This window comes from Labrys sp. E2SS-1L (genome assembly GCF_057073705.1).
Genome location: NZ_CP172713.1, coordinates 980470 through 1004200, shown reverse-complemented (window position 1 = coordinate 1004200; position 23731 = coordinate 980470). Strand labels below are relative to the sequence as shown.

Below are 23731 nucleotides of genomic sequence, written 5' to 3'. Positions count from 1 at the left end.
ATCGACGAAGCCCTCCGGAGACGATGCGCCGTATCAACGCCGGCATCGTCTCCCAACCCGAGAAAGGTCACCATGGCGCTGAACCCAACGCTCGCACGGGTTACCGATCGGATCGTGGCGCGGTCCGTGGCCCTTCGCCGCCCCTATCTCGAGCGCATGGCGCGCGCCCGTGCCGCCGGCACCGTGCGAGCCCATCTGTCCTGCGGCAACCAGGCCCATGCCTACGCCGCGATGCCGGTGGATGACAAGGCGGCCCTGGTCAAGGGCGGCGCGGGCAATCTCGGCATCATCACGGCCTATAACGACATGCTCTCGGCCCATCAGCCCTATGAAAGCTACCCCGACCTGATCCGCGCGGCGGCGCGCACGGCCGGCGGCACCGCGCAGGTCGCTGGCGGCGTGCCGGCGATGTGCGATGGCGTCACCCAGGGCCAGGCCGGCATGGAATTGTCGCTGTTCTCGCGCGATGCCATTGCCATGGCGGCCGGTATCGCGCTCAGCCACAACACCTTCGATTCCACCGTCTATCTCGGGGTCTGCGACAAGATCGTGCCTGGCCTCGTCATTGCAGCGGCCGCTTTCGGCCATATGCCGGCGGTCTTCGTGCCGGCCGGGCCGATGGCGAGCGGCATTGCCAATGACGAGAAATCCAAGGTGCGCCAGCTCTTCGCCACCGGCCAATGCGGGCGCGACAAGCTGATGGAAGCGGAGATGGCGGCCTATCACGGGCCGGGCACCTGCACTTTCTACGGCACCGCCAACACCAACCAGATGCTGATGGAGTTCATGGGCCTGCATCTGCCGGGTTCGAGCTTCGTCAACCCCAACACGCCCCTGCGCGATGCACTCACCGTGGAAGCCGCAAGGCGGGCCCTGGCGATCTCGGCGCTCGGCAACGACTATACGCCGGTTTGCGACGTGCTCGACGAGCGCGCCTTCGTCAACGGCATTGTCGGGCTCAACGCCACCGGCGGCTCCACCAACCTGCTCATCCACATGATCGCCATGGCGCGGGCGGCCGGCATCGTGCTCGACTGGCAGGATTTCGCCGATCTTTCGGAGGTGACGCCGCTGATGGCGCGCGTTTATCCGAACGGGCTTGCCGATGTGAACCATTTCCACGCTGCCGGTGGCCTCGGCTTCATGATCGGCGAACTGCTCGAAGCCGGGCTCCTGCATCCCGATACGCGCACCGTGGCCGGCGAGGGGCTCGCCCGCTATACCAGAGAGCCGAAGCTCATCGACGGCGCCCTGGTGTGGTCGGAGGGGACGAGCGCCTCCCTCAATCCCAAGGTGCTGCGACCGGCCGGAGAGCCGTTCCAGCCGACGGGTGGCCTCAAGCGGCTCCAAGGCAATCTCGGCACCGGCGTGATGAAGGTCTCGGCCGTGGCGCCGGAGCGCCATGTCGTCGAGGCGCCGGCACGCGTCTTCGCCGACCAGGAGGCGGTCAAGCAGGCCTTCCGGGCCGGCGAGTTCACCGGGGATACCGTGGTGGTGGTGCGTTTCCAGGGGCCGAAGGCCAATGGCATGCCGGAACTGCACAGCCTGACCCCGCTGCTTGCCGTGCTGCAGGATAAGGGGCTGAAGGTCGCTCTGGTCACCGATGGGCGGATGTCGGGGGCGTCGGGCAAGGTGCCCGCGGCGATCCATGTCAGCCCCGAGGCGCTCGACGGAGGACCGCTTGCCAGGCTCAGGGACGGTGACCTCGTGCGCGTCGACGCGATTGCGGGCACGATCGACGTGCTGACGGCGGGAGCGCTCGAACGGGAGAATGCCGAGCCGGATCTCGACGGCAACGAATTCGGTGTCGGCCGCGAACTCTTCGGCCTGTTTCGCCGGCAGGTCTCGGCCGCGGAACATGGTGCTTCGCCCTTGTTCGGCTGATTGAGGCTCATTCGGTCGAGTCGAAATCATCCTCCCGCATGACCAGCATCGCGGCCAGCGTCGCCAGGCCGCTATCGAGCTGATCCATCGACGGGCTGGCCAGCGCCAGCCGGACGGCGTTGGGCGCATGGCCTGGCGTTACGGCGAAGGTCGTGGAGGGAGACAGGGCAATGTCGCGCCTGGCCGCCGCCGCGACGAAGGTTTGCGAGCGCCAATGCGCCGGCAATGTCAGCCATAGATGGTAGCACTTTTCGTTGGTTTGAATCTCGAAGCCCGAAAGGCGCTCGGCCGCCAGCTTCTGGCGCGCGCGGGCATCCAGGCGTTTCAGCCTGGAGAGTTCGGCAGCGGTGCCATCGCCCATCAGTCGCTGCGCCGCCGCAAAGGCAAAGCCGGAGGCGGTCCATCCGCCCGAGCGCACCGAAGCCATGATGGTTTCACGCAGGTGCTGGGGCGGCACGATGAAGCCCAAGGACAGGCCCGGCGCGACCTTCTTGGACAGGGAGTCGATGACGATGCACCGTGCCGGCGCGAGAGCTGCGAGCGGCGGCACGTCGTCGAGGAAGCCGTAGACATTGTCCTCGATGATCGGAAGGTCGAGCTTCTCGGCGACATGCAGAAGGTCGGCCCGGCGCGCCGCGCTCATCGTCATGTTCAGCGGGTTTTGGACAGCCGGCTGGACGTAGAGCGCCGAAAGATGGGCTTCATGGTGCGCCTTTTGTACCGAGTCGGGACGCAGGCCGCCCTCGTCCATCGCCAAGGGCACCAGCGTGATGCCGAGCCGCGCGGCAACGCCCTTGATGAAAGGGTAGGTCAAGGCCTCGACGCCGCAGCGCCCGCCGGTCGGAACGATGGCGGCAAGGGCGGCCGCCAGGCTCTGGCGGCCATTGCCGGTAAAGACGAGTTGCTCCGGGGTTGGCGACCAAGCGTCCCGCGAAAGGAAGGAGGAGGCAAGGGTTCGCAGCGCCGGCGTTCCGATACTGGTCGCCTGTCTGAGTGCCATGTCGAGGGCGGCAGGCTGTTCCAGGCCATCGAGGCTCCGGGCAATGAGGGCGGTCTGATCGGGTAGCAGCGGATAGTTGAACTCGAGATCGATACGAATGCCGCTCGGCTCGCCCGGTGCCGCCACGCCGCGCCTGGCATTGCCCGAAATGAAGGTGCCTCGCCCGGTTTCGCCGACCGCCAGGCCCCGACGCAGCAGCTCCGTGTAGACGCGGCTTGCCGTCGAGGCGGCGATCCCGCGCTCATAGGCGAAATTGCGCTGCGGGGGCAGGCGATCGCCCGGCATGAGCCTGCCGCCCGATATATCGGCAGCAATCTCGTCGGCCAATTTCAGATATTCGGACTTCGACATTATTGCACCGAGAGCAATGTTATAATTGCACCGAGAAAAATATCAGAGCATTTTGCCTATATCAACCGGATTGTACCGGGCTCTGTGAAAATTTCTACCATTCATGTCGGCCGGCACATCGTGGTTTGCGGCAACGGCGTCGCTTGGCCTGACGTCATCACTGGAGATTGGAAATGCCTGTTTCCTTTTCGACCGTCGTCCATCCTGAATTCGTGAAGAAGCCTGCCACCCGATATCGGGCACTCGGCGCACTTCGCGATGCAATCGTACGTTTCCTGGCCCGGCGCGCCGCCCTTGCTGACCTTCGCGACCATGATGATTTCGCGCTACGCGACATCGGCCTTGCACGCGGTGATATCGAGGCCGCGGTCTATGGCCGGCCCATCCCCCCCGGTGGGACCAAAGCGTCATGATCCCCGATTGGGCCACGACGGCCCTGCACAGGCGGGAATGCTCATGTCCGTCGGCGATGCAGGCGGCACCATGGACCTGAGCGCTGCCACCATCCTCGTCGCTTTTGCCGGCGTATTCCTGATCAGCTTCATGAGGGGCGCCTTCGGTGGCGGCTTTGCCATCGTCGGCATTCCGCTGCTCTCGGTGGTCATGGATCCCGTCATCGCGGGCGGATTGCTGGCGCCTCTCTTCATCGCGATGGATCTCTACGCCTTGCGCTACTGGAAGCCGTCGACCTGGTCGAAGCCGGACCTCATGGTGCTGCTGCCCGGGCTTGTGATCGGTATCGGCTTCGGCTTCCTGCTGTTCCGCGTGCTCGACCATCGCGCCATTGCGATCATGATGGCTGCCGTCATCCTGGTCTTTGTCGGCCTCTGGCTCGTGCGGGGCGGGGAATTGACGCATCGCCCGCGCTCCATGCCGAAGGCGGTCGCCGCCGGCCTCACTTCGGGCATCACCACCATGGTGGCGCATTCGGGAGGGCCGCCGCTTGCGATGTATCTGTTGCCTCTCGGGCTGGGGAAGGAGATCTACGCGGGAACCACAAGCCTGTTCTTCACCGTCGGCAATGCGACCAAGCTGGTGCCATGGCTGCTGCTGGTACAGCCTGCGGCCACGACCTGGGCGCTGATGGCGATCTGCCTGCTCGCCATTCCCGTTGGTGTCTGGTCCGGCTGGCGGCTTCATGGCGTGTTGGATCAGCGTCAGGTTTATCGTGCCTGCTATGGCTTGCTCGCCGTGACGGCGTTGAAATTGCTGTGGGACGGCGTTTCCGGCTTCTCGGGATGAATGTGAATGCCAGGCATGCCCGCAAGGCTCGGGGATGATGCCGATTTCCGCGCCCTGTAGAGCCCCACCAGGATAGGCTCGATCGAGCCCGGCAAGTCCGGTGTGCGTATTGGAATATTTTTGTATCGCCATCCAAAATCCTTCGCCAGGATCGGCAGCGTTGGAATATGGGTGCGAGGATCAGATGTCGGATGCTGCGGAAAAATCGACCGTATCCGAAACGCCGCCGCCCGCGCGCAGCATGCGGTCACGTTGGCTCTATCCGGCCTTGCGCGTCGGCTTTCTTCTGCTCGCCGCCTGGCTGGTCTGGTACGTCGCCGGCAATTGGAACCGCTGGACCGGTGCTGCCCGCCTCGCGGAAACCGACAATGCCTTCATCGTGGGAGATGTCACGCCCTTGTCGGCGCGTGTCTCCGGCTACATCAAGGAAGTCCCCATCCACGACTATCAGGCGGTGGAGGCCGGCGATCTCATCGCCGAGATCGAACCGTCGGACTATCAGGCGCAGCTCGCTTTGGCCCAGGCCAATCTCGCCGCGGCCGAAGCCAGTCTCGCCAATGTCGCCAATCAGAAGAACGTCCAGAATGCCCTGATCCGGCAGGCCGGTGCCAATATCGATGCGGGCAGTGCGGATGTGCGGCGCTACCAGCTCGAAGCCACGCGCCAGCGCGACCTGCTCAAGACCGGCACGGCCGGCACCCAGCAATCGGTCGAGCAGGCCGATGCCAATGCCCAACGCGCTCTGGCCCAGAAGACGCTCTACGAGGCCCAGCTCGACCAGCAGAAGGCCCTGCTTGTCGGGCTTGACGTGCAGGAGCAGCAGGTCAGGGCCCAGATCAAGGCCGCGGAGGCGCAGGTCACCCTCGCCACCAACAATCTAGGCTACACCAAGATCCGGTCGCCGGCGAAAGGGCTCGTCGGCCAGCGCCAGGTTCGCCCGGGCCAGTTCGTCAATGTCGGCACGCAGGTCATCGCCGTGGTGCCGCTGCCCAATATCTGGGTGGTGGCGAACTACAAGGAAACCCAGATGACCAATATCCGTCTTGGTCAGCCGGCGCATGTTACCGTCGATGCCTTTCCCGACCTGGTTCTGACCGGACGGGTCGAAGCCTGGTCGCCCGGCACCGGCAGCACCTTCGCCCTGCTGCCGCCCGACAATGCCACCGGCAATTTCACCAAGGTCGTGCAACGCATTCCGGTCAAGATCGCCCTCGATCCCAACCCGGCGCTGGGAACCCTGATCCGGCCCGGCATGTCGGTGGTTGCGACCGTCGATACCGGTGACAGGCCAGGCACCGGCGCGGCGGCTTCGCCATGACGACGGCGGGCGTGACGATGGCGGGTATGACGGCGACGGCCGCCCCGCTGACAGCGGCCGGGGCAGCCCTCGAACCGGCGACGCACGCCCCGCCGCGTTTCCGCGCCGATACGCTGCGTCCCTATATCGGCATCCTCGGCGTGCTGCTCGGCTCCATCATGTCCACGCTCGGCAGCCGCGTCACCAGTTTCGGTCTTGCCGATCTGCGCGGCGGGCTGCATCTGGGCTTTGACGAGGGGGCCTGGATGACCACCACCTTCGCCGTCGGCCAGATGCTGGTCGGCGTGGCCTGTCCTTATCTCGGCGCCATTTTCGGGGTGCGGCGCATGCTGCTGCTGGGCATCACCCTGCTCTTCGTCGCCAGCCTGCTGGCGCCCCTCTCTCCCAATCTCGGCGCCTTCCTGGCCGCCCAGTTCCTGGCCGGGGTCGGATCGGGGACGTTCATTCCGCTGACCATCAGCTTCATCGCCCGCAGCCTGCCGCCGCGCCTGATCATCTACGGCATCGCTGTTTACGCCATGAATTCGGAGCTTTCGCAGAATGTCGCGGCCTCGCTGGAAGGCTGGTATGCGGACAACCTGTCCTGGCGCTGGATCAGCTGGCAATATTGCGGCCTGCTGCCGCTGATGTTCACCTGTGTATGGTTCGGCATTCCGCGCGAGGACGTGAAGACCGAACTCCTGCACCATTTCGACTGGCCGGGCCTGGTCTATGCCGGCGCCGGTTTCAGCCTGCTCTATGCCGGGCTCGACCAGGGCAACCGGCTCGACTGGACCAACAGCGGCCTGGTCAACGGCCTGCTGATCGCCGGCGGCCTGGTGACGGCGGCCTTCGTCGTGCGCGAGCTGTGGGTCAGCCGCAGGCCCTTCCTCAACCTGCGGCTCCTGATGCAGCATCATCTCCTGTTGTTGCTGCTGCTGCTGGCGGGCTTTCGCTTCATCATCCTGTCGACCGCCTACATCATTCCCAACTATCTGCAGTCGGTGCAGAACTTCAGGGAATTGCAGGTCGGCGCCGTGCTCTTGTGGATCGCCTTGCCCCAGCTCATCATCGTGGTGCCGCTCGGCTATGTCCTCAAGCGCGTCGACGGACGATGGGTGCTGGCTGCCGGCACGGCCCTGGTCGGCATCGCCTGCCTGATGGCGGCGCAGCTCACCAGCGCCTGGGCCACCGACGATTTCCTGCAATCCCAGATCCTGCAGGCCCTCGGCCAGTCCTTCGCCCTCACGGCGCTGGTCGTCCTGGCGGTGCAGTCAATCAATCCGGCCGACGCGCTGACGATCGGCGCCCTGCTGCAGATCAGCCGCATGTTCGGCGGCGAGATCGGCACCGCCTTCATGCAGACCTTCGTGCGGGTGCGCGAACAGGTCCATTCCAATCTGATCGGCCTGCATGTCGACAGCCTTGCCGGTGCGACGGTCGACCGGCTCGCCGCTTATCGCAATGCCGTCAGCGCCCACACGGCGGACGTGGCGATCGCCAGCGCCCGGGCGACGAGCCTGTTGTCCTCGGCCATCGCCAAGCAGGCGGCGGTGCTGTCCTATATCGACGGCTTCCTGGCTGCTGCCGGCGGTGCCTTCGTCTGCCTCCTGCTGATTGCCCTGCTGCCCAGGCCCAATCGACTTCCCATCTAGATGGGATTTCTATTTCTCTATATATTTCTTTATTTTATCTAACAATTCTAATCTAATTTCTTAGTTGTTCCACTCCAATGATGTGCCTTGCCACGAACGAAACAGGCGAGTGGTCGAAGGCCATATGATCGGAATATCGTCGGGCTGCGAATGAGGTTCTTGCGCCTTGCATCCAGAAGACAAATGCTTGGCGCGATGTCCAGCAACGCGCCCCGTTTCTTCCGTGGTCAGAATCTCCAGACGAAATTGCCCCTGACGCTCTGGTCGACGGCCTTCTCGCCGAATTGTCCGCTGTAGGACACGCCGAGGCTGACCGCGTGGGACAGAGCCACGCTGATGCCCGTGTCGACCACCAGGGCGTCGCGGGCGATCGGCGTGCCGCTGGCGTTGAAGACGGAGCCATTGGCCAAGGCGAGCGCGGTCGTCGGCCTGACATCGCCGAAGGCGTGCCGCCAGCCCAGGGTGGCCTGGAGGGTGGTGCTCATGCCTTCGACGAGATCGAAGCTGGTGGCCGCACGCAGCCCCAGGGTGGTGAAGCCCAGATTGCTGGTATCGCCTCGGCCGCTCAGAGCCGCATCGCCGCCTGTCTCCCGGAAGCCATCGGTGTGCAGGTTGAGATAGGCGGCGTTGACGAAGGGCTCGAAGCGGAAGGCCTGGGTATCGATGCGATAGCCGAGCTCACCGAAGAGCTGGGCCGTGCCGGCGTCGTAGCTGGTGCTGAGCCTGTCGGCGAAACCCGGCAGCGCCACGGTACGGTCGCTGTCGATGTCGTGCCAAGTGTAGCTTGCGCCCAACCGCAGGGCGAGGGCGTTCCACTGCCGGCCGGCATAGAGGCCGACGTGATAATTGTCGGCCGTACCCGAGGCGGCGCGCGCATCGACGTCGAAGCTGGAATGGCTGTAGCCGGCAAAGGCGCCCAGGCGCCAGTCCTGCAGGAACGAACCCTGGACGAGGGTATCGAAGCCGATGAGGAAGCCGCCGGTATCGTGATCGACCCGGGCGTCGCGACCGCCGCCGCCGAGATGGCCCCAGGATCCGAAGCCCTGGGCCCAGAAGCCGGACAGGGCCACCGGGGTGGCTGAGCCGAACGGCGCCGGCGTGGTCGCCGGCACATTCTCGGCATAGGCGATCGGGCCCGAGAGCATAGCCGCAGGTGCGATGGCACCGAGATCAGCGGTGTAGAGCCGGTTCAGCACGGCATCGCGGATGAGGCCGCTATCCTGGACCAGCACGCTGCGGGCCGAGGCATGGATGTCGCCGGACAGGGTCGAGAAGGCCTGGCGGGCGCTGGCGACGTCCGGCGCCTTGGCGACGGCCTGATAGAGCGTGCTGCCGTTCGCCAGCGTCTCCACGCTGTCGGCCACGGCGCGCTGGCTCTCGCTGCTGGCGACCGAGGCGAAGGAGGTGTCGTTGCGCGTGACCTTCAGATAGACGTTGTTGGCATTCTGGGACAGGCCGAGATCGACGAACGGGGCGTTGTCGACCACCTTGGCGAACTGGCCGGTGATGCCGCCATTGGCGGTGAGGATCTTGTAGGTCTGGCCGATCGTGTAGTCGCCCGTGGCAGGGATGACGGAAACCGTGCCGCCATTGAGGGTGGCGGTGCCGGTGGCGTGAATGAAATCGTTCTGCCCGGCGGCGTTGATGTTCACCTGGATGGTGCCGCCTTCATTGACGAAGTTGCGTACCGTCAGCGTGGTCGGGCCACCGGCCTGGAAGGCGATCTTGCCGGCATTCTTCACCGTGCCGGTGACGCTGGAATTGCCGCCCCCGGGGATCGCCCAACGGGCCGTGGCGGAACTCAGCACGACTGTGCTGGCGTTGGTGGCCGAGCCTGTCCAATGGGCAGAATCGGCCAAGGTTACATTGCCCCGCGAGGCGCCATTCACAGTGAGATTGCCGGTCCATGTCGTGGTGCCGCGCAGGCTGGCCGACAGGGTGTTTGCTCCATCCGCGGCAGGTGCGTCCACCGCCATGTCTCCGGAGAGCGTGGAATCGATTGCGGTAAGGCTGAGCGCGCTGGGCAGATGGAAGATCCGACCCGTTCCGACATCGGCGAGCAGGCCGCCGCTGCCTTTGAAGGCCGTGACGTCCGAGCCGGTCAGACGCACCGAGGCTCTTCCGCCATCGGCATAGATGGCCGCGCCGGCCGAGTTCATCGTAAGCTGGCTGTTGTCCAGGACGAAGGTCGCGTTTTCCGTCACGGCGTTCGAGACGTGGATGCCCCAGATCGCTCCCCCTGAATTGGCGCCATCCAGCTCGCTGTTGGAGACCCTGATGGTGCTGACACTGCCGCCGCTCAGCAAGGAGGTGCCGCTGCTCTGGTTGGTATCGGCATGGATCTTCATGCCGGTCGCCGTCAAAACTCCGTCGGCGACCGCCGAAAAAACGCCTTGGCCTGCTCCCGTCAGTGAAATGGTTCCGCCGCCTTTCAAATCGACCCGGCTGCCATCGCTGCTGTTGGCGACGTAGAGCCAGGCACCACTGGCATTGATCGGGCCATTCACAGTGATGGTGCTGTCGAACTGCGCAGAAAGGCCATCCGACCAGGCACCGTGGCCCACCAGGGTGGTTTGGCTGCTGAACGTCATGCGGCTGCTCCGGGAGGCTATCGCACCCCTGGCAACGTCTGCGACGTCAAGGTTCAGATCGGTTGCATAGATCGTGGCCCCCGCTACGTCTCCCCAATTGGCTTGCAGCCCCGTCGAGCTCCCGCCGACGCGAACGGTTCCTCCGCCCTTCAGATTGATGGTCGCCCCATCCTCGGCAAAGATGCCGATGTCGTAGTCGTCGCCATTCGAGGCAGGCGGTACCGTGACGTCGATGGGTGTGTCGGCATTGCTGTAGAGCAACGAGCCCTTGTCGATGGCGTGAAAGCAGATCTCGTTCTTGCAGGTTGCCTGGGCAGGCGTGATGCGCACCGTCTGTCCGCCGCTGGCCGTTACCTGGGCATAGGCGGACTGGCACAGCATGACGGCGCTCGATGCCAACAGGAAACTCAGAAGCGAGCGCCTGGTCAGGTGGGAGCGAACGCAAGCGTTTCCGATCGACGACGTCATGGGATTCCTCCTTCCACGTTGCCGTGTCAGTTCAGGTCTGCGCAACCGCCTGACGGGGCCTGCCGGGTGCCTTTGACGCAGGCGCACCGAACGTTTGGAATATGAGTTATATCTCATTATTCTTTAGAATATGAGTCAAAGTTTTCTTGTTTTGATGATACTTTCAAGTGTGTTAGTTTTATATATTAAGTTGATATGAAAGAATTAATTCTCCTGGAATCACCGATTATGAGCAATATGCGGATATTGAATTGATACAATTGAGGGGCGTCTACGAATCGTTTGCCGAGCGTAGAAGTTTTTGTTGAGATCGGTATATCTCTAGCCATGTTCTGTTGCGAGAAGCAGGGCCTGCCACCGTCGCTACGGATCGATGCAAGTGTGGAACGTCCGGTCTTGCCGATCCCTGAAGGCAGCCGCAACGGTTCCGGCCGCGCGGTGAGAGCGCGGTTGCCGGCGCCACCCTCGGATAGAGTGCGCTTCGCCGTCCGGATCAGGTCGAGGGCAAAAGGGAGCTAAAGCGTTTTGCGATTTGGTTGAATCACCAAGAATCGCAAAGACGCGTCGAATCAGAGAGTTAGAGTAAAAAAGCGTTCACGCCTGAACGCGCTTTGCTCTAGGGAGGACGACCCCGGTAGTCCCTCGACGGAAGCGGGCTATTTTTCGAACCGAATGCGATGGCGCGCCGCGAGTATCTCCCGCGTTTTTGCCAGCTGTTCGTTGCGTTGCTCTTCGTTCCATCCAAGGGCCTGGGCCGCGATGTCGGCAATCGTCGCGAGGTCACGGCTGCTGAGGCGGCCGGTGATGGCCAGGGTACTGCGCCGCATCACGATGTCCTCGAGTGTCACGACCTTTTCATGGCGCGTCAGCCAGTCGATTTCGCCCCAGGAATAGTCGTCCGCATCGGCCAATCGGGCTGCCTGCGGTCCCTCATGGGCAAGGATGGCCCGCGCCGTCGTGCCATAACGCCCGAGCAACTCGGCGACGCGTTCGGCGGACGCACCGGTTGCCTTTGCCGTCTGATCGATCCAACGGGCATGGCTGGCCGGTTCGCCCGGATAGCCGCGTCCGCCGCCGATGGCGAGGTCCCGCGTGCCGCGCCTGCGCGCCTGGCCGAGGCGTCCCAGGACGAGATCGCAGACCTCCTCGGCAAAGCCGCGGAATGTCGTCCACTTGCCGCCGACCAGCGAGATGATCGGGTAGGGACGGTCCTTGGCGGGTTCCAGCACGGGAGCCGAATGATCGCGGCTGATCAGCCCGGCAGCCGTATTGCCGGAGGCGGGCAGGGGGCGGATGCCGGAATAGGCGTAGACGATCTGATCACGCGAAAAGGCCAGGCCGGGCAGGAGATCGCGCAGGCTCTTGAGGAAATAATCGATCTCCTCGTCGTCGCAACGAACCGTGTCGGGATCGTCGGCCCGGATGTCGGTCGAGCCGACCAGGGCCCGGCCGAGATAGTCGTAGACCAGGCAGATGCGTCCGTCATTGGCCTCGAAATAGATCATCCGTCCCTTGAGCGCCGCGAGCAGCTCGGGATGGTCGAGCAGGATGTGCGAGCCCTTGGTGCCGCCGATCAGCTTGGTGGGCGAGCCGAGGGCCTGGTTGACGTGATCGATCCAGGGGCCGGCCGCATTGACGACGATTCGCGGGCGAACGGCCCGCTCCGTGGCGTCTGGTCCGCGCAGGCCTATGACGCCGTTCTCGGCCGACACCAGGCTCGTATAATTCAGGGCCTCGGAGCCCGAGCTGGCCGCTATGCCGTCCTGCAGCAGTTCCAGCACCAGCCGTTCCGCACAGGTGACCTTGGCGTCGTAATAGGTGCCCGCGGCGACGATCTTCGGCGTCATCGGTGCGATTTCGGTGAGCGCGCGGCCCCGGGACCACAGGGCATGTTTGGGCATGACGCGATGGCGGGCGCCATAGAAATCATAGAGCGCCAAGCCGATCTTGATGAGCACGGCGCCACGGTTGCGCGGCGCCGTGGTCGAACCGAACAATGTGCGCAACGCCGCCGGGATGCCCTGCAGCCAGGAGAAGATCGGGATCACGGTGGACAGGGGCTCGACCAGATGCGGCGCATTGCGCAGCAGGAGGTTGCGCTCCAGCGTCGACTGGGCGACGAGGCGCAATTCCCCCGTTTCCAGATATTTGATGCCGCCATGGATCAGCCGGGACGGCGCGGCGCTGGTGCCGGAGCCGAAATCAGCCTTGTCGGCGATCAGGCAGGTCAGGCCCTGCTCGCAGAGATCGCGAAACAGGCCCGCGCCGTTGATGCCGGCGCCGAGGATGAGAACGTCAATGTCTTTGGTCATGTCAAATACCGAAAGGTCGTGCGGCGCGAGATCCGCCGCGCTAGGCCGCTTGCGAGGCGAGGGCTTCGATGCGCGGCCACAGGGGCGCAAGTTGCGTGGCGATGTCGCAATGCAGCGCGTAGCGCTCCTGCAACTGCTGGCTGCGCGTGGGATCCGGCTGGTAATGCCGGGCGAGCGCTGCGAGATCGCGCGGATCGTCCGTTGGCGACGCATAGAGGCCGGCAGCGGCGCCAGCGCATAACGCGGCGCCCCAGGCGGCTGCCTCCTCCGTTTCGTTCACGGTGACGGGCAGGCCGAGCGCGTCGGCGAAGATCTGGGCGTAAAGGGGATTTCTCGAAATGCCGCCCGTCAGGCTGATGGCCCGCGGGGAAAAGCCTTCGCGCAGGGCATCGACATGCACACGATGGTTGAAGGCGATGCCTTCGATCACGGCACGCAGCATGTCGCCGCGATCATGCCAGCCGCGCAGGCCGAGAAAGCCGGCGCTGGCGGTCGCGCCATGCGGTGAACCGTAGAGATAGGGGTGAAAGAGCACCGTGGAAGGCCGGGCAAGCGCGGCCTCGATTTCGGCCCCGATGGCGGTATGGATGGAGCCGTTCGTCTCATCGGCGCTGCGCCGTTCGATCGCGCAGAGCGTATCCAGGAACCAGTCGTAATTGGCGGCGGAGGCCGGCGATATGCTCATATGGTTCCATTCGCCCGGCTTGATGCCGTTGCGGCAGAACCAGCGTGCATCGGTCTTCGGCGTGCTGGCGATCGTCTCGTTGATCGAATAGGTCCCCGCGACGATCGCGACGGTGCCCTCGCGATGGCCGCCGATGCCGAGGGCGGAGGCGACGACGTCGTGCACGCCGGCCACCACCGGGGTGCCGGCCCTCAGGCCGGTCGCCGCGGCTGCGGCCTGCGAAACCGTGCCGATGATCTCGTCCGGCCGGGTAACCGCAGGCAGGGCACCGGCAAGGCCATCGAGGCCGAAGATCGAAAGGATGTCCGGCTCAAAGACCTGGCTTTGCACGGATGTGAATGAGGTGCTGGCCTCGGTGAGATCCGTGCCGAGCGTTCCGGTCAGGCAAAAGCGCAGCCAGTCCTTGCAGGCCAGGACATGGGCGATCCTGGCGAAGCGCTCGGGCTCGTGGCGTTTGATCCAGGCCAGCAGCGCCGAGGGAGCCGAGGCATGCGCGACCTGGCCGGTGCGGGCGAGGGCGGTGGCGGCGGTGCCGTCCCTATCCCACTCGGCCACGACCGAGGCAGCGCGGCTGTCGAGCGAGAGGATACCGTTGCCGAGTGGTCGGCGCTCCGCGTCGAGAAGATAGAGGCCGTCACCATGGGCGGTCGCGGCAACCGCCGCGACATCGCTCGCGGGACGCCCGGCTTTTTCGAGCGCTTCGGCAATGGCCTCGGCCGTCGCCTGCCAGAGGCCCACCATGTCGCGTTCGACATGGTGGGGATGGGGGATGATCTGGGGAATGCGCCGGCGGGCAACCGCGAGCAGCGTGCCTTTTTCATCGAAGACGGCTGCCTTGGTCACCGTCAGCCCATTATCGATTCCGATGAGGGTCGGCATTGGCAGGCACTCCGTCGCGAAGGGTTGTTGCAGATGATGCGAGACCGCCGGACGAAATGCCGGATATCGTCACGCAGGATGGGATGAGCGCTGCTTGAGCGGCGCGATCACGATGTTGATGCCGCGCGAGCGCAACAATTCGACCTGGAGCGGGGCCATGCCGTCATCGACGATGATGGCATCGAACTCGCTGAGATTGCCCATCGCATGCAGGGCACGACGCTGGAACTTGGTGTGATCGGCAAGCAGGATCCGCTTGGCCGCACTGTCGAACATGGCCCGCTTGGTCTCGACCATCTCGGCGGACTGGTGGAACACCATGTCGTCGGTGATGGCGGACATCGACAGGAAGACACAGTCGGCGCGAAGGCGGCGGATCTCGGCCGTGGTGGCAGGGCCCATGAAGGCGTTGCACCAGTTGTAGTAGCGCCCGCCGAGGCCGAGCAGGGTGACATCGTTCATTTCCTTCAACTCGTTCATCAGCGGGATCGAGTTGGTGATCGCCGTCAGCGGGACGCGGGCCGCGATATGGGGCGCCATCTGCAGCACGGTGGTCGAATCGTCGAAGAAGACGGCCTGCCCGGCTTCCAGGAACTGGGACGCCACCTGGGCGATGGCACGCTTTTCCACGGCCTGGCGCATGGAACGGTAGACATCGCTCGATTCGACCAGGCTGGTGGGCGTCGCCGACACGATGCCCCGAGACTTGCGCAGCAGGCCGCGATTGATCAACTCGTCGAGATCGCGATGCACGGTCATCAGGCTGATGGCGAAGCGTTCCGCCAATTCCTCGATGCGCATGGTGCCCTCGGCCATCACCGCCTGCATGATGAGCTGGCGGCGGGCCAACTGTCGGGCATGGCGGCTGTCGCTCGGCACCTGATCGGCGATGATCTGTTCCAGCGTTTCGTCCTGCGTGGCTCTCGTCGATGTCATGTCGGTCTGTTTCCGGATTGTGCCGGGGCAGAATATCCCGAAGCGCGGGAATATGCCTGCCTGCAGCAATCACTGCTGTGGAAGGACGCGACACGCCCTGCGAGAACCGGGATGGCCAACAGCCATCCCGGCTTCGTCATTACTTGGCGAGCGTAAAGGCCGAGACATACTTGTCGACATTGTCCTTGGTGATCAGGACGCAGTCGAAGAGCTGCTTTTCGGTCGCCGCGCCGGTCTTGCCGGTCTTGATGAAGGTATCGGCCTGGACCACCGCTTCCTTGGAGAAGACCGCAACCGGCTGCAGGACGGTATATTGCAGTTCGCCGGCCTTGATCGCGGCAACCGCGTCCGGCGAGCCGTCGAAGCCGCCGACCTTGACCTGCTTGAGCTTGCCGGCTTCCTTCAGCGCCGCGACGGCACCGAGGGCCATCTCGTCATTGCCGGAGATCACGCCGATGATGTCGGGATGGGCCTGCAGCATCGACTGCATCTTCTGGTAGCCCTGGGCGCGATCCCAGTTGGCGACTTCCTGGGCCGACTTGGTCAGGTCGGGATATTGCGTCAGCACGGTTTCATAGCCGTTGGAGCGGGTGGCGGCGTTGTTGTCGGCGGGGTTGCCGAACAGCTCGACATATTTGCCCGACTTGGCGACCGAATTCACCCACTGTTCTGCGCCGACGGCAGCGCCCTGCGCATTGTTCGAGACCAGCTGAGCCTTGGCCAGACCCTCCTTGTTGATCTCGGCATTGACGAGGAACACCGGAATGCCGGCATCGACGGCCTTCTTGACCGCGCCGACCGATCCGTCGGCATTGGCCGGATCGAGGATGATGGCAGCGGACTTGTTGGTGATGGCGGTGTCGATCAGCGTGCTCTCGGTGTTGGTGTCGCCCTTATGGGCGGCGACCGAGGCGGTGTAGCCGAGCTGCTCGGCGGTCTTCTTGGCGACCTCGCCCTCGGTGAACCAGTAAGGATTGGCCGGATCGGTGACGATGATCGAGATCAGGCCCGCCGCCGAGGCCGAGCCGATCAGCAACGGGGTCACGGCGACGGCCGCAACCAGTAAACGCATGCCTTTTTTGAACATTGGGCATCTCCCTTGATTGGTGAAGTTGTCTGCCGTCGCAAGACGGCAACGATCCCACTGCAGATCTGTTGTTGTTGCCGAAATGGGAAAGTTTCTGCGCGGACTCCTAGCCTTGCCGGCCGCGGGCCTTGTACTGGATCGAGTTGAGCAGGACGGCGAGCACGATCACCGTGCCGGTGAAGACGGTCTGCCAGTAGGAGGATACGCCGATGATCACCAGCCCGTCCGACAGGAAGCCGATGACGAAGGCACCCAGCATCGTGCCCTGGACCGTGCCGCGCCCGCCAGTGAGGGCGGCGCCGCCGATCACCACGGCGGCGATGGCCGTGAGTTCATAGGTCGTGCCTGCGGTCGGGCCGGCGGAGGTCAGCTGCGAGGACAGCACGAGCCCGGCGATCGCCGACAGGATGCCGGAGACGGTATAGACGGTGATCTGCACGCGCTTGACCGGCACGCCCGACAATTCGGCGGCGCGGGCATTGCCGCCCGAGGCATAAAGCCAGCGGCCGAAAGCGGAGCGACCGAGCACCAGCGCGGTGACGATGGCGAGCGCCGCCAGGATCAGCACCGAGATCGGCACGCCGAACAGGCGGTTGAAGCCCAGCCACTCGAAGCCGGTATTGCCGAGATCGGCATGGCCGGAGAGATTGTTGTAGGTGAGGCCGTTGGTCATCAGCAGCGCCACGCCGCGGGCGACATACATCACGCCCAGCGTCGCCACGAAGGCAGGCACCCGGAACCAGGCGATGAGCACGCCGTTCAGCGCTCCCACCAACCCGCCGACCACCAGGGTCAGGATCACGATGGCCCAGACCGGCGGGTAGAGGATGACGCCTGCGACTTGCAGGGTCACGCCGCCCATCAGGAAGCCGGCGACGCAGCCGGACAAGGCCAATACTGAGCCGACGGACAGATCGATTCCGCCGTTGAGGATCACCAGCAGCATGCCGAGCGCCAGGATGCCGTAGATGGCGACATGCGAGGCCATCGTCAGGAAATTGCCGAGCGTGAAATAGTTCGGCGACAGGAATGAAAAGACCGCGACGATGAGGATCAGGGCGAAGAAGGCGCGTCCCTCGAGCAGCAGCCGGCCGAGGCCGGGCCTCGATCCTTGCCCCTTGGCGCTCGTACTTGCAGCGGTTTGCGACATGGGCAGGCCTCCTAAAAGCCTAGAGCGTTCTGCGATCTGCCGGCATCGGCAGGGGTCGCAAGGTCGTGTCGAAACAAAGAGTTAGAGCAAAGGTGCGTTTCATCCGAATGCGCTTTGCTCCGGGGGGATCAGTGGACGACGGCTTCGCCGGAGGCGGCCATGATCTCGTCCTTGCTTGCGGTTGCGTCGAATTCGGCGACGATGCGGCCCTTGCGCATCACGATGATGCGATGCGCGACGGAGAGGCATTCGCCGACTTCGGAAGTGGAATAGACGACGGCAAGACCCCGGCGCGCGCCCTCGGCGAGAAGCCGGAACACTTCAGCCTTGGCGCCGATGTCGATGCCGCGGCTCGGCTCGTCGAGCAGGATCACCTTGGGGTTGGTGGCCAGCATCTTGCCGATCACCACCTTTTGCTGGTTGCCGCCGGACAGCGAGCCGATGGGTGCTCCGCCCCCCGCCGTCTTGACCGTGACCTTGCGGATGGTGTCGTCGATCAGCTGCTGCTCGATCCTCAGCGAGGTAAACAGGCCGCGCGTGAAGTCGGCAATCGAAGCCAGGGACAGGTTCTGGCCCACGCTCATGGTCTGGACCAAGCCGTCGCGCTGCCGGTCTTCGGGGACCAGGGCCAAGCCGGCCTGGATGCGCCGGGCGATCGTCAGGCCCGAGACCTCGTCATTTTCCAGGAGGACCTGGCCGGACGAGGCCTTGAGGCGCCCGGCCAGGGTTTCAAGCAATTCGGTCCGGCCAGCGCCCATCAGGCCGTAGATGCAAACGATCTCGCCGGCCTTGACGTCCAGCGACAGCTTGTCGACCACGTTGTAGCCGCCACCGGCCGGATCCGGCACCGTGAGTTCGCGCACCGAAAGCGCGGTGGCGCCGAACGCGTAGCCCACCGGCGGGGAGCCGAGATCGTAGTTCTCGCCCACCATGTTGCGCACGATCCATTTGAGGTCGATCTCGGCACGCGGGGCATAGGCCGTCATGGTGCCGTCGCGCAGGACGACGGCGTGATTGGTGATCTCGAGCGCTTCCTCGAGGTGGTGCGAGATGTAGACGATCGATACGCCCCGGCTGGTGAGATCGCCGATGACCTTGAAGAGCACCGCCACTTCCGTTGCCGACAGGGCCGAGGTCGGCTCGTCCATGATCAGGATGCGGCTCCGGACCGAGAGGGCGCGCGCGATCTCGACGATCTGCTGCTGGCCGAGCCGCAATTCGCCGACCGGGGTCAGGGGATCGATGTCCTCTTCGAGCTCGGCCATCAGGGCGCGCGTCTCTTCTTCCTCCTTGGCGAAGTCGACGCCGGTGAGGCCCATGATCTCGCGCCCCATGAAGATATTGTCCCGCACCGACAAATTGGGTGCGAGGGAGAGTTCCTGGTGGATGATCGAGATGCCGCGGTCGCGAGCGTCCGACGCCGAGGAGAACTCCACGGGTTGGCCGTCGAGGAGGATCTCGCCCGATGTCGGGGTCACAATGCCTGACAGGATCTTCATCAGGGTCGACTTGCCGGCGCCATTCTCGCCGAACAAAGTCGTGACCTGGCCGCGATGAATGTCGAAGTTCACGCCTTTCAGGGCGTGGACATTGCCATAGGACTTGGCCACGTTGCGGGCGGCCAGCACGACCTCGGGTGCCTGCGCGCCGAAAGGAGAGGGGGCCTGGCTCATTTCACCGTCACCGCCACGGGTGTGATCAGCCAGTTTTCCGGGTTCACCAGCCGGAAGGCACCGACGATCTCCAGGGTCTTGCCGGTGAGGTTGGCGGTGTCGATGCCGGTGAGTACCTGTTTCTTCATCTCGCGATTGATGGCCGAGCCGGCGTTCTGATACTCGATCTGGTTCTTGAACTGGCCGAAGGCGATATCGCCCGGCGCGTCGCGAAGGTCGGTTCCGTTGATGGCAGGGCCGGTCTGGACGCGCACGCCGATGGAGGCCGGCAGCCCATCCACCGTGAGCTTGTAGATGCCCGCCTTCTGCTCGCCGGCGACGCCGGTGAGGCGGACGGGAATGATGGAACCGGTGGAGGCTGCGGTTCCGTATTTCGTGGCGGCTGCCGCCTTGTCGGCGAGAATCTCGGGCGCGAGGGTCTTGGCCTCGACGGCGCGCTGCTCGATGGCCGCCTTGACCTGCGGGAAATGCTCGGCGCCATAGCTGTCGGGCGAAAAGGCCGCCTGGCGCACATCGTCCTTGGAGCCGATCTGCACGATGCGGGTGTCGAAGGCGATGCCCGCGGCGACGAGAACGGCAAGCGCTGGCACGATCAGCCGACGCCAGCCAGCGGCGGCCGGTGCCCTCGCGGATGCACCATGACTATTGCTCATGACGAAGCCCACCATTTTCGCTGCATGCGACCAGGAAACGGGGATGAGGGAATGCCCGGCCGAGGCTCGCGCCGGTCTGTGCCGCAAGCGCGGACCCGGTGCGCCGAATGCGCAGCATGGCTCCTCCCATTCTGCCGCTGATCCGGCCCGCTTTCGCGGAGCCGGAACGGCTCTCTCGCTGATCATTGAGATATGTTATATCTGTGTTTTATAAAACGTCAACAGAGTTATAACAAGGACTCGTTGGACCGGTGTAAAAGTTTCCTGGAAAGAACAGTCTCGCCGTGCGCATCCTTCGATGATGCGGGGGCGGCCTCTGGCGTGGCAGTGCGGTCCACTGCGTGGCCGTCAGCCCGAAGAGTTGGTGTGTAAAATATCGGAAAATATGATTTTTATGTATATTAATCAATAAGTTAAATTAGTTTAATCAGCTCAGGAAATTGAGGAGTCTCGCGATTTTCGGCTTCGTTTTGGCTGCGGCGTCCGGAGGGGGCTCCGGCTTTTGGATGCGCGTTCGTCTTTTAGAGGCAGGCGCAATCGAATGAAATAATATGTTATCTCAGCAATAAATTACGTGACGTATGATATCTTTGTGATATATGAAACACAGTGATCGAAGATCGATGCGCACGGCGGAAATCGTCGGCGACGTGGGAGGCCTGGCCCTGCCTGGGAGATGGTTCATGCGCGGAAGTGTCGACCCGTCAGTTCGCAAAGGATGTTGCGATGCCCGCTGATCTGCTGATCGGGGTGGATGCCGGGACCTCGGTGATCAAGGCCGTCGCCTTCGATTTCGGCGGCCGACAGATCGGGGCCTCGTCCGTACCCAATCGCTACCAACGTGGGCCTGACGGTTCGGCCACCCAGTCACTGGAGGTGACCTGGGCCGATTGTGTCGCGGCGCTACGCGGATTGGCCGGCAAGGTCGAAAACCTCGCGGCGCGCACCGCTGCGCTCGCCGTCACGGCCCAGGGCGATGGTACCTGGCTGGTCGGCGCAGACAATACACCGGTGGCCGATGCCTGGCTGTGGCTGGATGCGCGGGCGGCGCCCACAGTGCAGGGCCTGGCGGCCTCGCCGCTGAACCGGGCACGCTTCGAGGCCACGGGCACGGGCCTCAATACCTGCCAGCAGGGGTCGCAAATGGCCCATATGGACCGTCACGACTCGTCCTTGCTCGACAGGGCCGAGGTGGCGTTGCATTGCAAGGACTGGCTCTATCTGAACCTGACGGGCGTGCGCGCCACGGATCCGTCGGAAGCCAGCTTCACCTTCGGCAATTTCCGCACCCGCCGCTATGACGATGGGGTGGTGGAGGCCCTCGGCCTGACGCATCGGCGTAAATTGCTGCCGGAGATCATCGACGGCAGCCAGATCACGCATGCCCTCACGGTGCGCGCGGCCGAGCAGACGGGATTGCTGGCGGGCACGCCGGTGAGCCTGGGCTATGTCGACATGGTCATGGCCGCGCTGGGGGCGGGTGTCTATGGTGGTTCGGGCGATGCGGCCTGCTCGACCATCGGCTCGACCGGCGTCCATATGCGGGCCAAGAAGGCGGCGGACGTTCATCTCAATGCTGAAGGCACCGGCTATGTCATCGCCCTGCCGGTGCCCGGTGTCGTCACCCAGGTCCAGACCAACATGGCGGCCACGCTCAACATCGACTGGGTGTTGACGATCGCGACCGACATTCTGGCCCAGATGGGCCAGAAGGTCACGCATCAGGATTTGGTGAAGCGCATCGATGGCTGGCTGGCCGACAGCCGCCCGGGATCGCTGATCTACCATCCCTATATTTCCGATGCCGGGGAACGCGGTCCCTTCGTCGATGCCGAGGCGCGGGCCGGCTTCATCGGCCTGTCCGCCGGGCATCGCTATGCCGATCTGGTGCGTGCCGTCGTCGAGGGGCTCGGCCTGGCCATGCGCGATTGCTACGCCGCCATGGGTGATCTGCCGGCCGAGCTGCGCCTAGCCGGCGGCGCGGTGCGCTCGCGTGCTTTGCGCGGCGTGCTGTCCGCTGCGATCAACGCGCCGCTGCGGGTTTCCTCGCGCGAGGAGGCCGGCGCCGCCGGCGCGGCAATGATGGCGGCGGTTGCCGTTGGCGCCTTCAAGGACATGGATGCCTGCGTCGCCCAGTGGGTGACGCCCCTTCTGGGCGCGCCCGAACCGCCCGATCCGGCCCTGGCGAGCCTTTACGACCAACTGTTCCCCGCCTTCAGGGCCACGCGCCTCGAATTGACCCCGGCCTGGAAAGCGCTTGCGGCCGTCCGGCACGATGCCGGCGGGGTGGGCGCTGCATCGGCAGCGGGAAGGAGCCTTGCAGTATGAGTGAGATGATCGACCTTCTGGTGATCGGCGGCGGCATCAACGGTGCCGGCATCGCCCGCGATGCGGCAGGCCGCGGCCTGTCCGTCACGCTGGTGGAAAAGGACGATCTGGCCCAGGGCACCTCCTCACGCTCGGGCAAGCTGGTGCATGGCGGCCTGCGCTATCTGGAATATTACGAGTTCCGCCTGGTCCGCGAAGCACTGATCGAACGCGAGGTCCTCCTGAACTCGGCCTGCCACATCATCTGGCCGATGCGCTTCGTGCTGCCGCACAGCCCGCAGGACAGGCCCGCCTGGCTGGTGCGCCTCGGCCTCTTCCTCTACGACCATCTTGGCGGCCGCAAGAAGCTTCCGGGCACGCGCGTGCTCGATCTCAGGCGCGATCCGGTCGGCGCGCCGATCCTCGACCAATATGCCAAGGGCTTCGAATATTCGGACTGCTGGGTGGATGATGCGCGTCTCGTCGCGCTCAACGCGCTCGGCGCCGCGGAAAAGGGCGCCACGATCCTCACTCGCACGGCGGCGATTTCAGCGCGGCGGGAGGAGGGGGGCTGGACCGTCACCACCCGCGATACGGTGACAGGCGAAACCCGCACGCACCGGGCCCGATGCATCGCCAATGCGGCAGGACCCTGGGTCTCCGACGTCATCGCACAGGCTGGCTCCAACTCCACGCGCAATGTGCGCCTGGTCAAGGGCAGCCACATCATCGTGCCGAAATTCTGGGAGGGGCAGCAGGCCTATCTGGTGCAGAACCACGACAAGCGCGTGATCTTCATCAATCCCTATGAAGGGGACATGGCGCTGATCGGCACCACCGATATCGCCTATCAGGGGCCTGCCGAGGATGTCGCTGCCGACGAGAAGGAAATCGACTACCTGATCACGGCGGTGAACCGCTACTTCAAGCAGAAGCTGCGGCAGCAGGACGTGCTGCACGCTTTCTCGGGGGTCCGGCCGCTCTTCGACGACGGCAAGGGCAATCCGTCCGCCGTCACGCGCGATTACGTCTTCGATCTCGACGAGACCGGCGGGGTGCCGCTGCTCAACGTCTTCGGCGGCAAGATCACCACCTTTCGCGAACTCTCCGAGCGTGCGCTGCACAGGCTCGGTAAGTTCTTCCCCAAAATGGGCGGCGACTGGACGCGTGAAGCCAAGTTGCCTGGCGGCGAGATCGAGAATGCCGACTATGTCAGCTTCGTCGAGAGCCTGCGCACGGCCTATCCCTGGATGTCGAACCGGCTGCTCCAGCACTATGGTCGTGCCTATGGCGCGCGCACGCCTCAGGTCGTCGGCCCGGCCCGCAGTGTCGCCGATCTCGGCCGCCATTTCGGCGGCTGCCTCTTCGAGGCCGAGGCGCGTTATCTCGCCGGCCATGAATGGGCCCGCAGCGCCGAGGACGTCCTGGTGCGCCGGACCAAGCACTATCTCCATCTGAGCGAACCTGAAAAGGCGGCCTTCACCGCCTGGTTCGAGCGCGAGATCGCTGCCCTGGGCGCAGCGGCGCCGACTTCCTATTCCAACGCTTCCGCCTGAGGGTC

At 64.5% G+C, this 23731-nt stretch carries 16 protein-coding genes; 7 read left to right on the top strand and 9 right to left on the bottom strand.

The annotated features are described in order from the left end of the window. Positions 1-72 precede the first annotated feature (72 nt). Positions 73-1884, top strand: coding sequence for a phosphogluconate dehydratase (gene edd / locus ACIGJE_RS30190; RefSeq protein WP_367626075.1), 1812 nt, complete (start codon positions 73-75; stop codon positions 1882-1884). Between the two features lie 7 nt (positions 1885-1891). Here the strand turns inward: edd and ACIGJE_RS30185 are convergent, their stop codons facing one another. Next, on the bottom strand, positions 1892-3235 hold the full coding sequence (locus tag ACIGJE_RS30185) for an aminotransferase-like domain-containing protein (RefSeq protein ID WP_415085190.1): 1344 nt from the start codon (positions 3233-3235) through the stop codon (positions 1892-1894). Positions 3236-3408: 173 nt separating this feature from the next. On the opposite strand from ACIGJE_RS30185, the gene ACIGJE_RS30180 reads away from it, so the two are divergent. From ACIGJE_RS30180 to ACIGJE_RS30165, 4 genes are all read left to right on the top strand, one after another. Then, entirely contained in the window at positions 3409-3648 is a 240-nt protein-coding gene (locus ACIGJE_RS30180) for a DUF1127 domain-containing protein (protein WP_415085189.1), read from the top strand. A 70-nt stretch (positions 3649-3718) separates the two neighbouring features. After that, a complete protein-coding gene (locus ACIGJE_RS30175) occupies positions 3719-4477 on the top strand; it encodes a sulfite exporter TauE/SafE family protein (protein WP_483681207.1) in 759 nt (252 codons plus the stop codon). A 184-nt stretch (positions 4478-4661) separates the two neighbouring features. Then, positions 4662-5795 carry an HlyD family secretion protein gene (locus ACIGJE_RS30170; protein WP_311936404.1) on the top strand — a complete coding sequence of 378 codons (1134 nt, stop codon included), beginning with the start codon at positions 4662-4664 and terminating at the stop codon, positions 5793-5795. Continuing rightward, the gene (locus tag ACIGJE_RS30165; protein WP_367626072.1) at positions 5792-7429 is read left to right on the top strand and encodes an MFS transporter; all 1638 of its coding nucleotides are present in this window, start codon (positions 5792-5794) and stop codon (positions 7427-7429) included. Before ACIGJE_RS30170 ends, ACIGJE_RS30165 begins: the two co-directional genes overlap by 4 nt. A 227-nt stretch (positions 7430-7656) precedes the next feature. Here ACIGJE_RS30165 and ACIGJE_RS30160 read toward each other — a convergent pair whose 3' ends face one another. The 8 genes from ACIGJE_RS30160 to ACIGJE_RS30125 form a co-directional block, all read right to left on the bottom strand. Next, positions 7657-10488: an autotransporter outer membrane beta-barrel domain-containing protein gene (locus ACIGJE_RS30160; protein ID WP_415085186.1), complete on the bottom strand. Its 2832-nt coding sequence runs from the start codon at positions 10486-10488 to the stop codon at positions 7657-7659. A gap of 656 nt (positions 10489-11144) precedes the next feature. Further along, positions 11145-12800, bottom strand: coding sequence for a glycerol-3-phosphate dehydrogenase/oxidase (locus ACIGJE_RS30155; RefSeq protein ID WP_415085184.1), 1656 nt, complete (start codon positions 12798-12800; stop codon positions 11145-11147). A 40-nt stretch (positions 12801-12840) separates the two neighbouring features. Then, positions 12841-14364: an FGGY-family carbohydrate kinase gene (locus ACIGJE_RS30150; RefSeq protein WP_483680437.1), complete on the bottom strand. Its 1524-nt coding sequence runs from the start codon at positions 14362-14364 to the stop codon at positions 12841-12843. A 69-nt stretch (positions 14365-14433) separates the two neighbouring features. Beyond that, positions 14434-15300: a DeoR/GlpR family DNA-binding transcription regulator gene (locus ACIGJE_RS30145; RefSeq protein WP_311936393.1), complete on the bottom strand. Its 867-nt coding sequence runs from the start codon at positions 15298-15300 to the stop codon at positions 14434-14436. Positions 15301-15439: 139 nt separating this feature from the next. Next, a complete protein-coding gene (locus tag ACIGJE_RS30140) occupies positions 15440-16387 on the bottom strand; it encodes a D-ribose ABC transporter substrate-binding protein (RefSeq protein ID WP_068281436.1) in 948 nt (315 codons plus the stop codon). 106 nt (positions 16388-16493) lie between these two features. Next, positions 16494-17537 carry an ABC transporter permease gene (locus ACIGJE_RS30135; RefSeq protein WP_394313527.1) on the bottom strand — a complete coding sequence of 348 codons (1044 nt, stop codon included), beginning with the start codon at positions 17535-17537 and terminating at the stop codon, positions 16494-16496. A 128-nt stretch (positions 17538-17665) separates the two neighbouring features. Beyond that, positions 17666-19210 (bottom strand): sugar ABC transporter ATP-binding protein, encoded by a 1545-nt coding sequence (locus tag ACIGJE_RS30130; RefSeq protein WP_483680436.1) that lies wholly within the window; start codon positions 19208-19210, stop codon positions 17666-17668. Next, entirely contained in the window at positions 19207-19863 is a 657-nt protein-coding gene (locus ACIGJE_RS30125) for a DUF2291 family protein (RefSeq protein WP_149249581.1), read from the bottom strand. Before ACIGJE_RS30125 ends, ACIGJE_RS30130 begins: the two co-directional genes overlap by 4 nt. A 726-nt stretch (positions 19864-20589) precedes the next feature. Here ACIGJE_RS30125 and ACIGJE_RS30120 point away from each other — a divergent pair. Beyond that, on the top strand, positions 20590-22191 hold the full coding sequence (locus ACIGJE_RS30120; protein ID WP_483680434.1) for an FGGY family carbohydrate kinase: 1602 nt from the start codon (positions 20590-20592) through the stop codon (positions 22189-22191). Beyond that, positions 22188-23726: a glycerol-3-phosphate dehydrogenase gene (locus ACIGJE_RS30115; protein ID WP_311936379.1), complete on the top strand. Its 1539-nt coding sequence runs from the start codon at positions 22188-22190 to the stop codon at positions 23724-23726. Before ACIGJE_RS30120 ends, ACIGJE_RS30115 begins: the two co-directional genes overlap by 4 nt. Positions 23727-23731 lie beyond the last annotated feature (5 nt).

Excerpts from the sequence above, each read along its gene's own strand:
- edd (WP_367626075.1), top strand. The coding sequence starts at position 73 with ATGGCGCTGAACCCAACGCTCGCACGGGTTACCGATCGGATCGTGGCG.
- ACIGJE_RS30185 (WP_415085190.1), bottom strand. The coding sequence starts at position 3,235 with ATGTCGAAGTCCGAATATCTGAAATTGGCCGACGAGATTGCTGCCGAT.
- ACIGJE_RS30180 (WP_415085189.1), top strand. The coding sequence starts at position 3,409 with ATGCCTGTTTCCTTTTCGACCGTCGTCCATCCTGAATTCGTGAAGAAG.
- ACIGJE_RS30175 (WP_483681207.1), top strand. The coding sequence starts at position 3,719 with ATGGACCTGAGCGCTGCCACCATCCTCGTCGCTTTTGCCGGCGTATTC.
- ACIGJE_RS30170 (WP_311936404.1), top strand. The coding sequence starts at position 4,662 with ATGTCGGATGCTGCGGAAAAATCGACCGTATCCGAAACGCCGCCGCCC.
- ACIGJE_RS30165 (WP_367626072.1), top strand. The coding sequence starts at position 5,792 with ATGACGACGGCGGGCGTGACGATGGCGGGTATGACGGCGACGGCCGCC.
- ACIGJE_RS30160 (WP_415085186.1), bottom strand. The coding sequence starts at position 10,488 with ATGACGTCGTCGATCGGAAACGCTTGCGTTCGCTCCCACCTGACCAGG.
- ACIGJE_RS30155 (WP_415085184.1), bottom strand. The coding sequence starts at position 12,800 with ATGACCAAAGACATTGACGTTCTCATCCTCGGCGCCGGCATCAACGGC.
- ACIGJE_RS30150 (WP_483680437.1), bottom strand. The coding sequence starts at position 14,364 with ATGCCGACCCTCATCGGAATCGATAATGGGCTGACGGTGACCAAGGCA.
- ACIGJE_RS30145 (WP_311936393.1), bottom strand. The coding sequence starts at position 15,300 with ATGACATCGACGAGAGCCACGCAGGACGAAACGCTGGAACAGATCATC.
- ACIGJE_RS30140 (WP_068281436.1), bottom strand. The coding sequence starts at position 16,387 with ATGTTCAAAAAAGGCATGCGTTTACTGGTTGCGGCCGTCGCCGTGACC.
- ACIGJE_RS30135 (WP_394313527.1), bottom strand. The coding sequence starts at position 17,537 with ATGTCGCAAACCGCTGCAAGTACGAGCGCCAAGGGGCAAGGATCGAGG.
- ACIGJE_RS30130 (WP_483680436.1), bottom strand. The coding sequence starts at position 19,210 with ATGAGCCAGGCCCCCTCTCCTTTCGGCGCGCAGGCACCCGAGGTCGTG.
- ACIGJE_RS30125 (WP_149249581.1), bottom strand. The coding sequence starts at position 19,863 with ATGAGCAATAGTCATGGTGCATCCGCGAGGGCACCGGCCGCCGCTGGC.
- ACIGJE_RS30120 (WP_483680434.1), top strand. The coding sequence starts at position 20,590 with ATGCCCGCTGATCTGCTGATCGGGGTGGATGCCGGGACCTCGGTGATC.
- ACIGJE_RS30115 (WP_311936379.1), top strand. The coding sequence starts at position 22,188 with ATGAGTGAGATGATCGACCTTCTGGTGATCGGCGGCGGCATCAACGGT.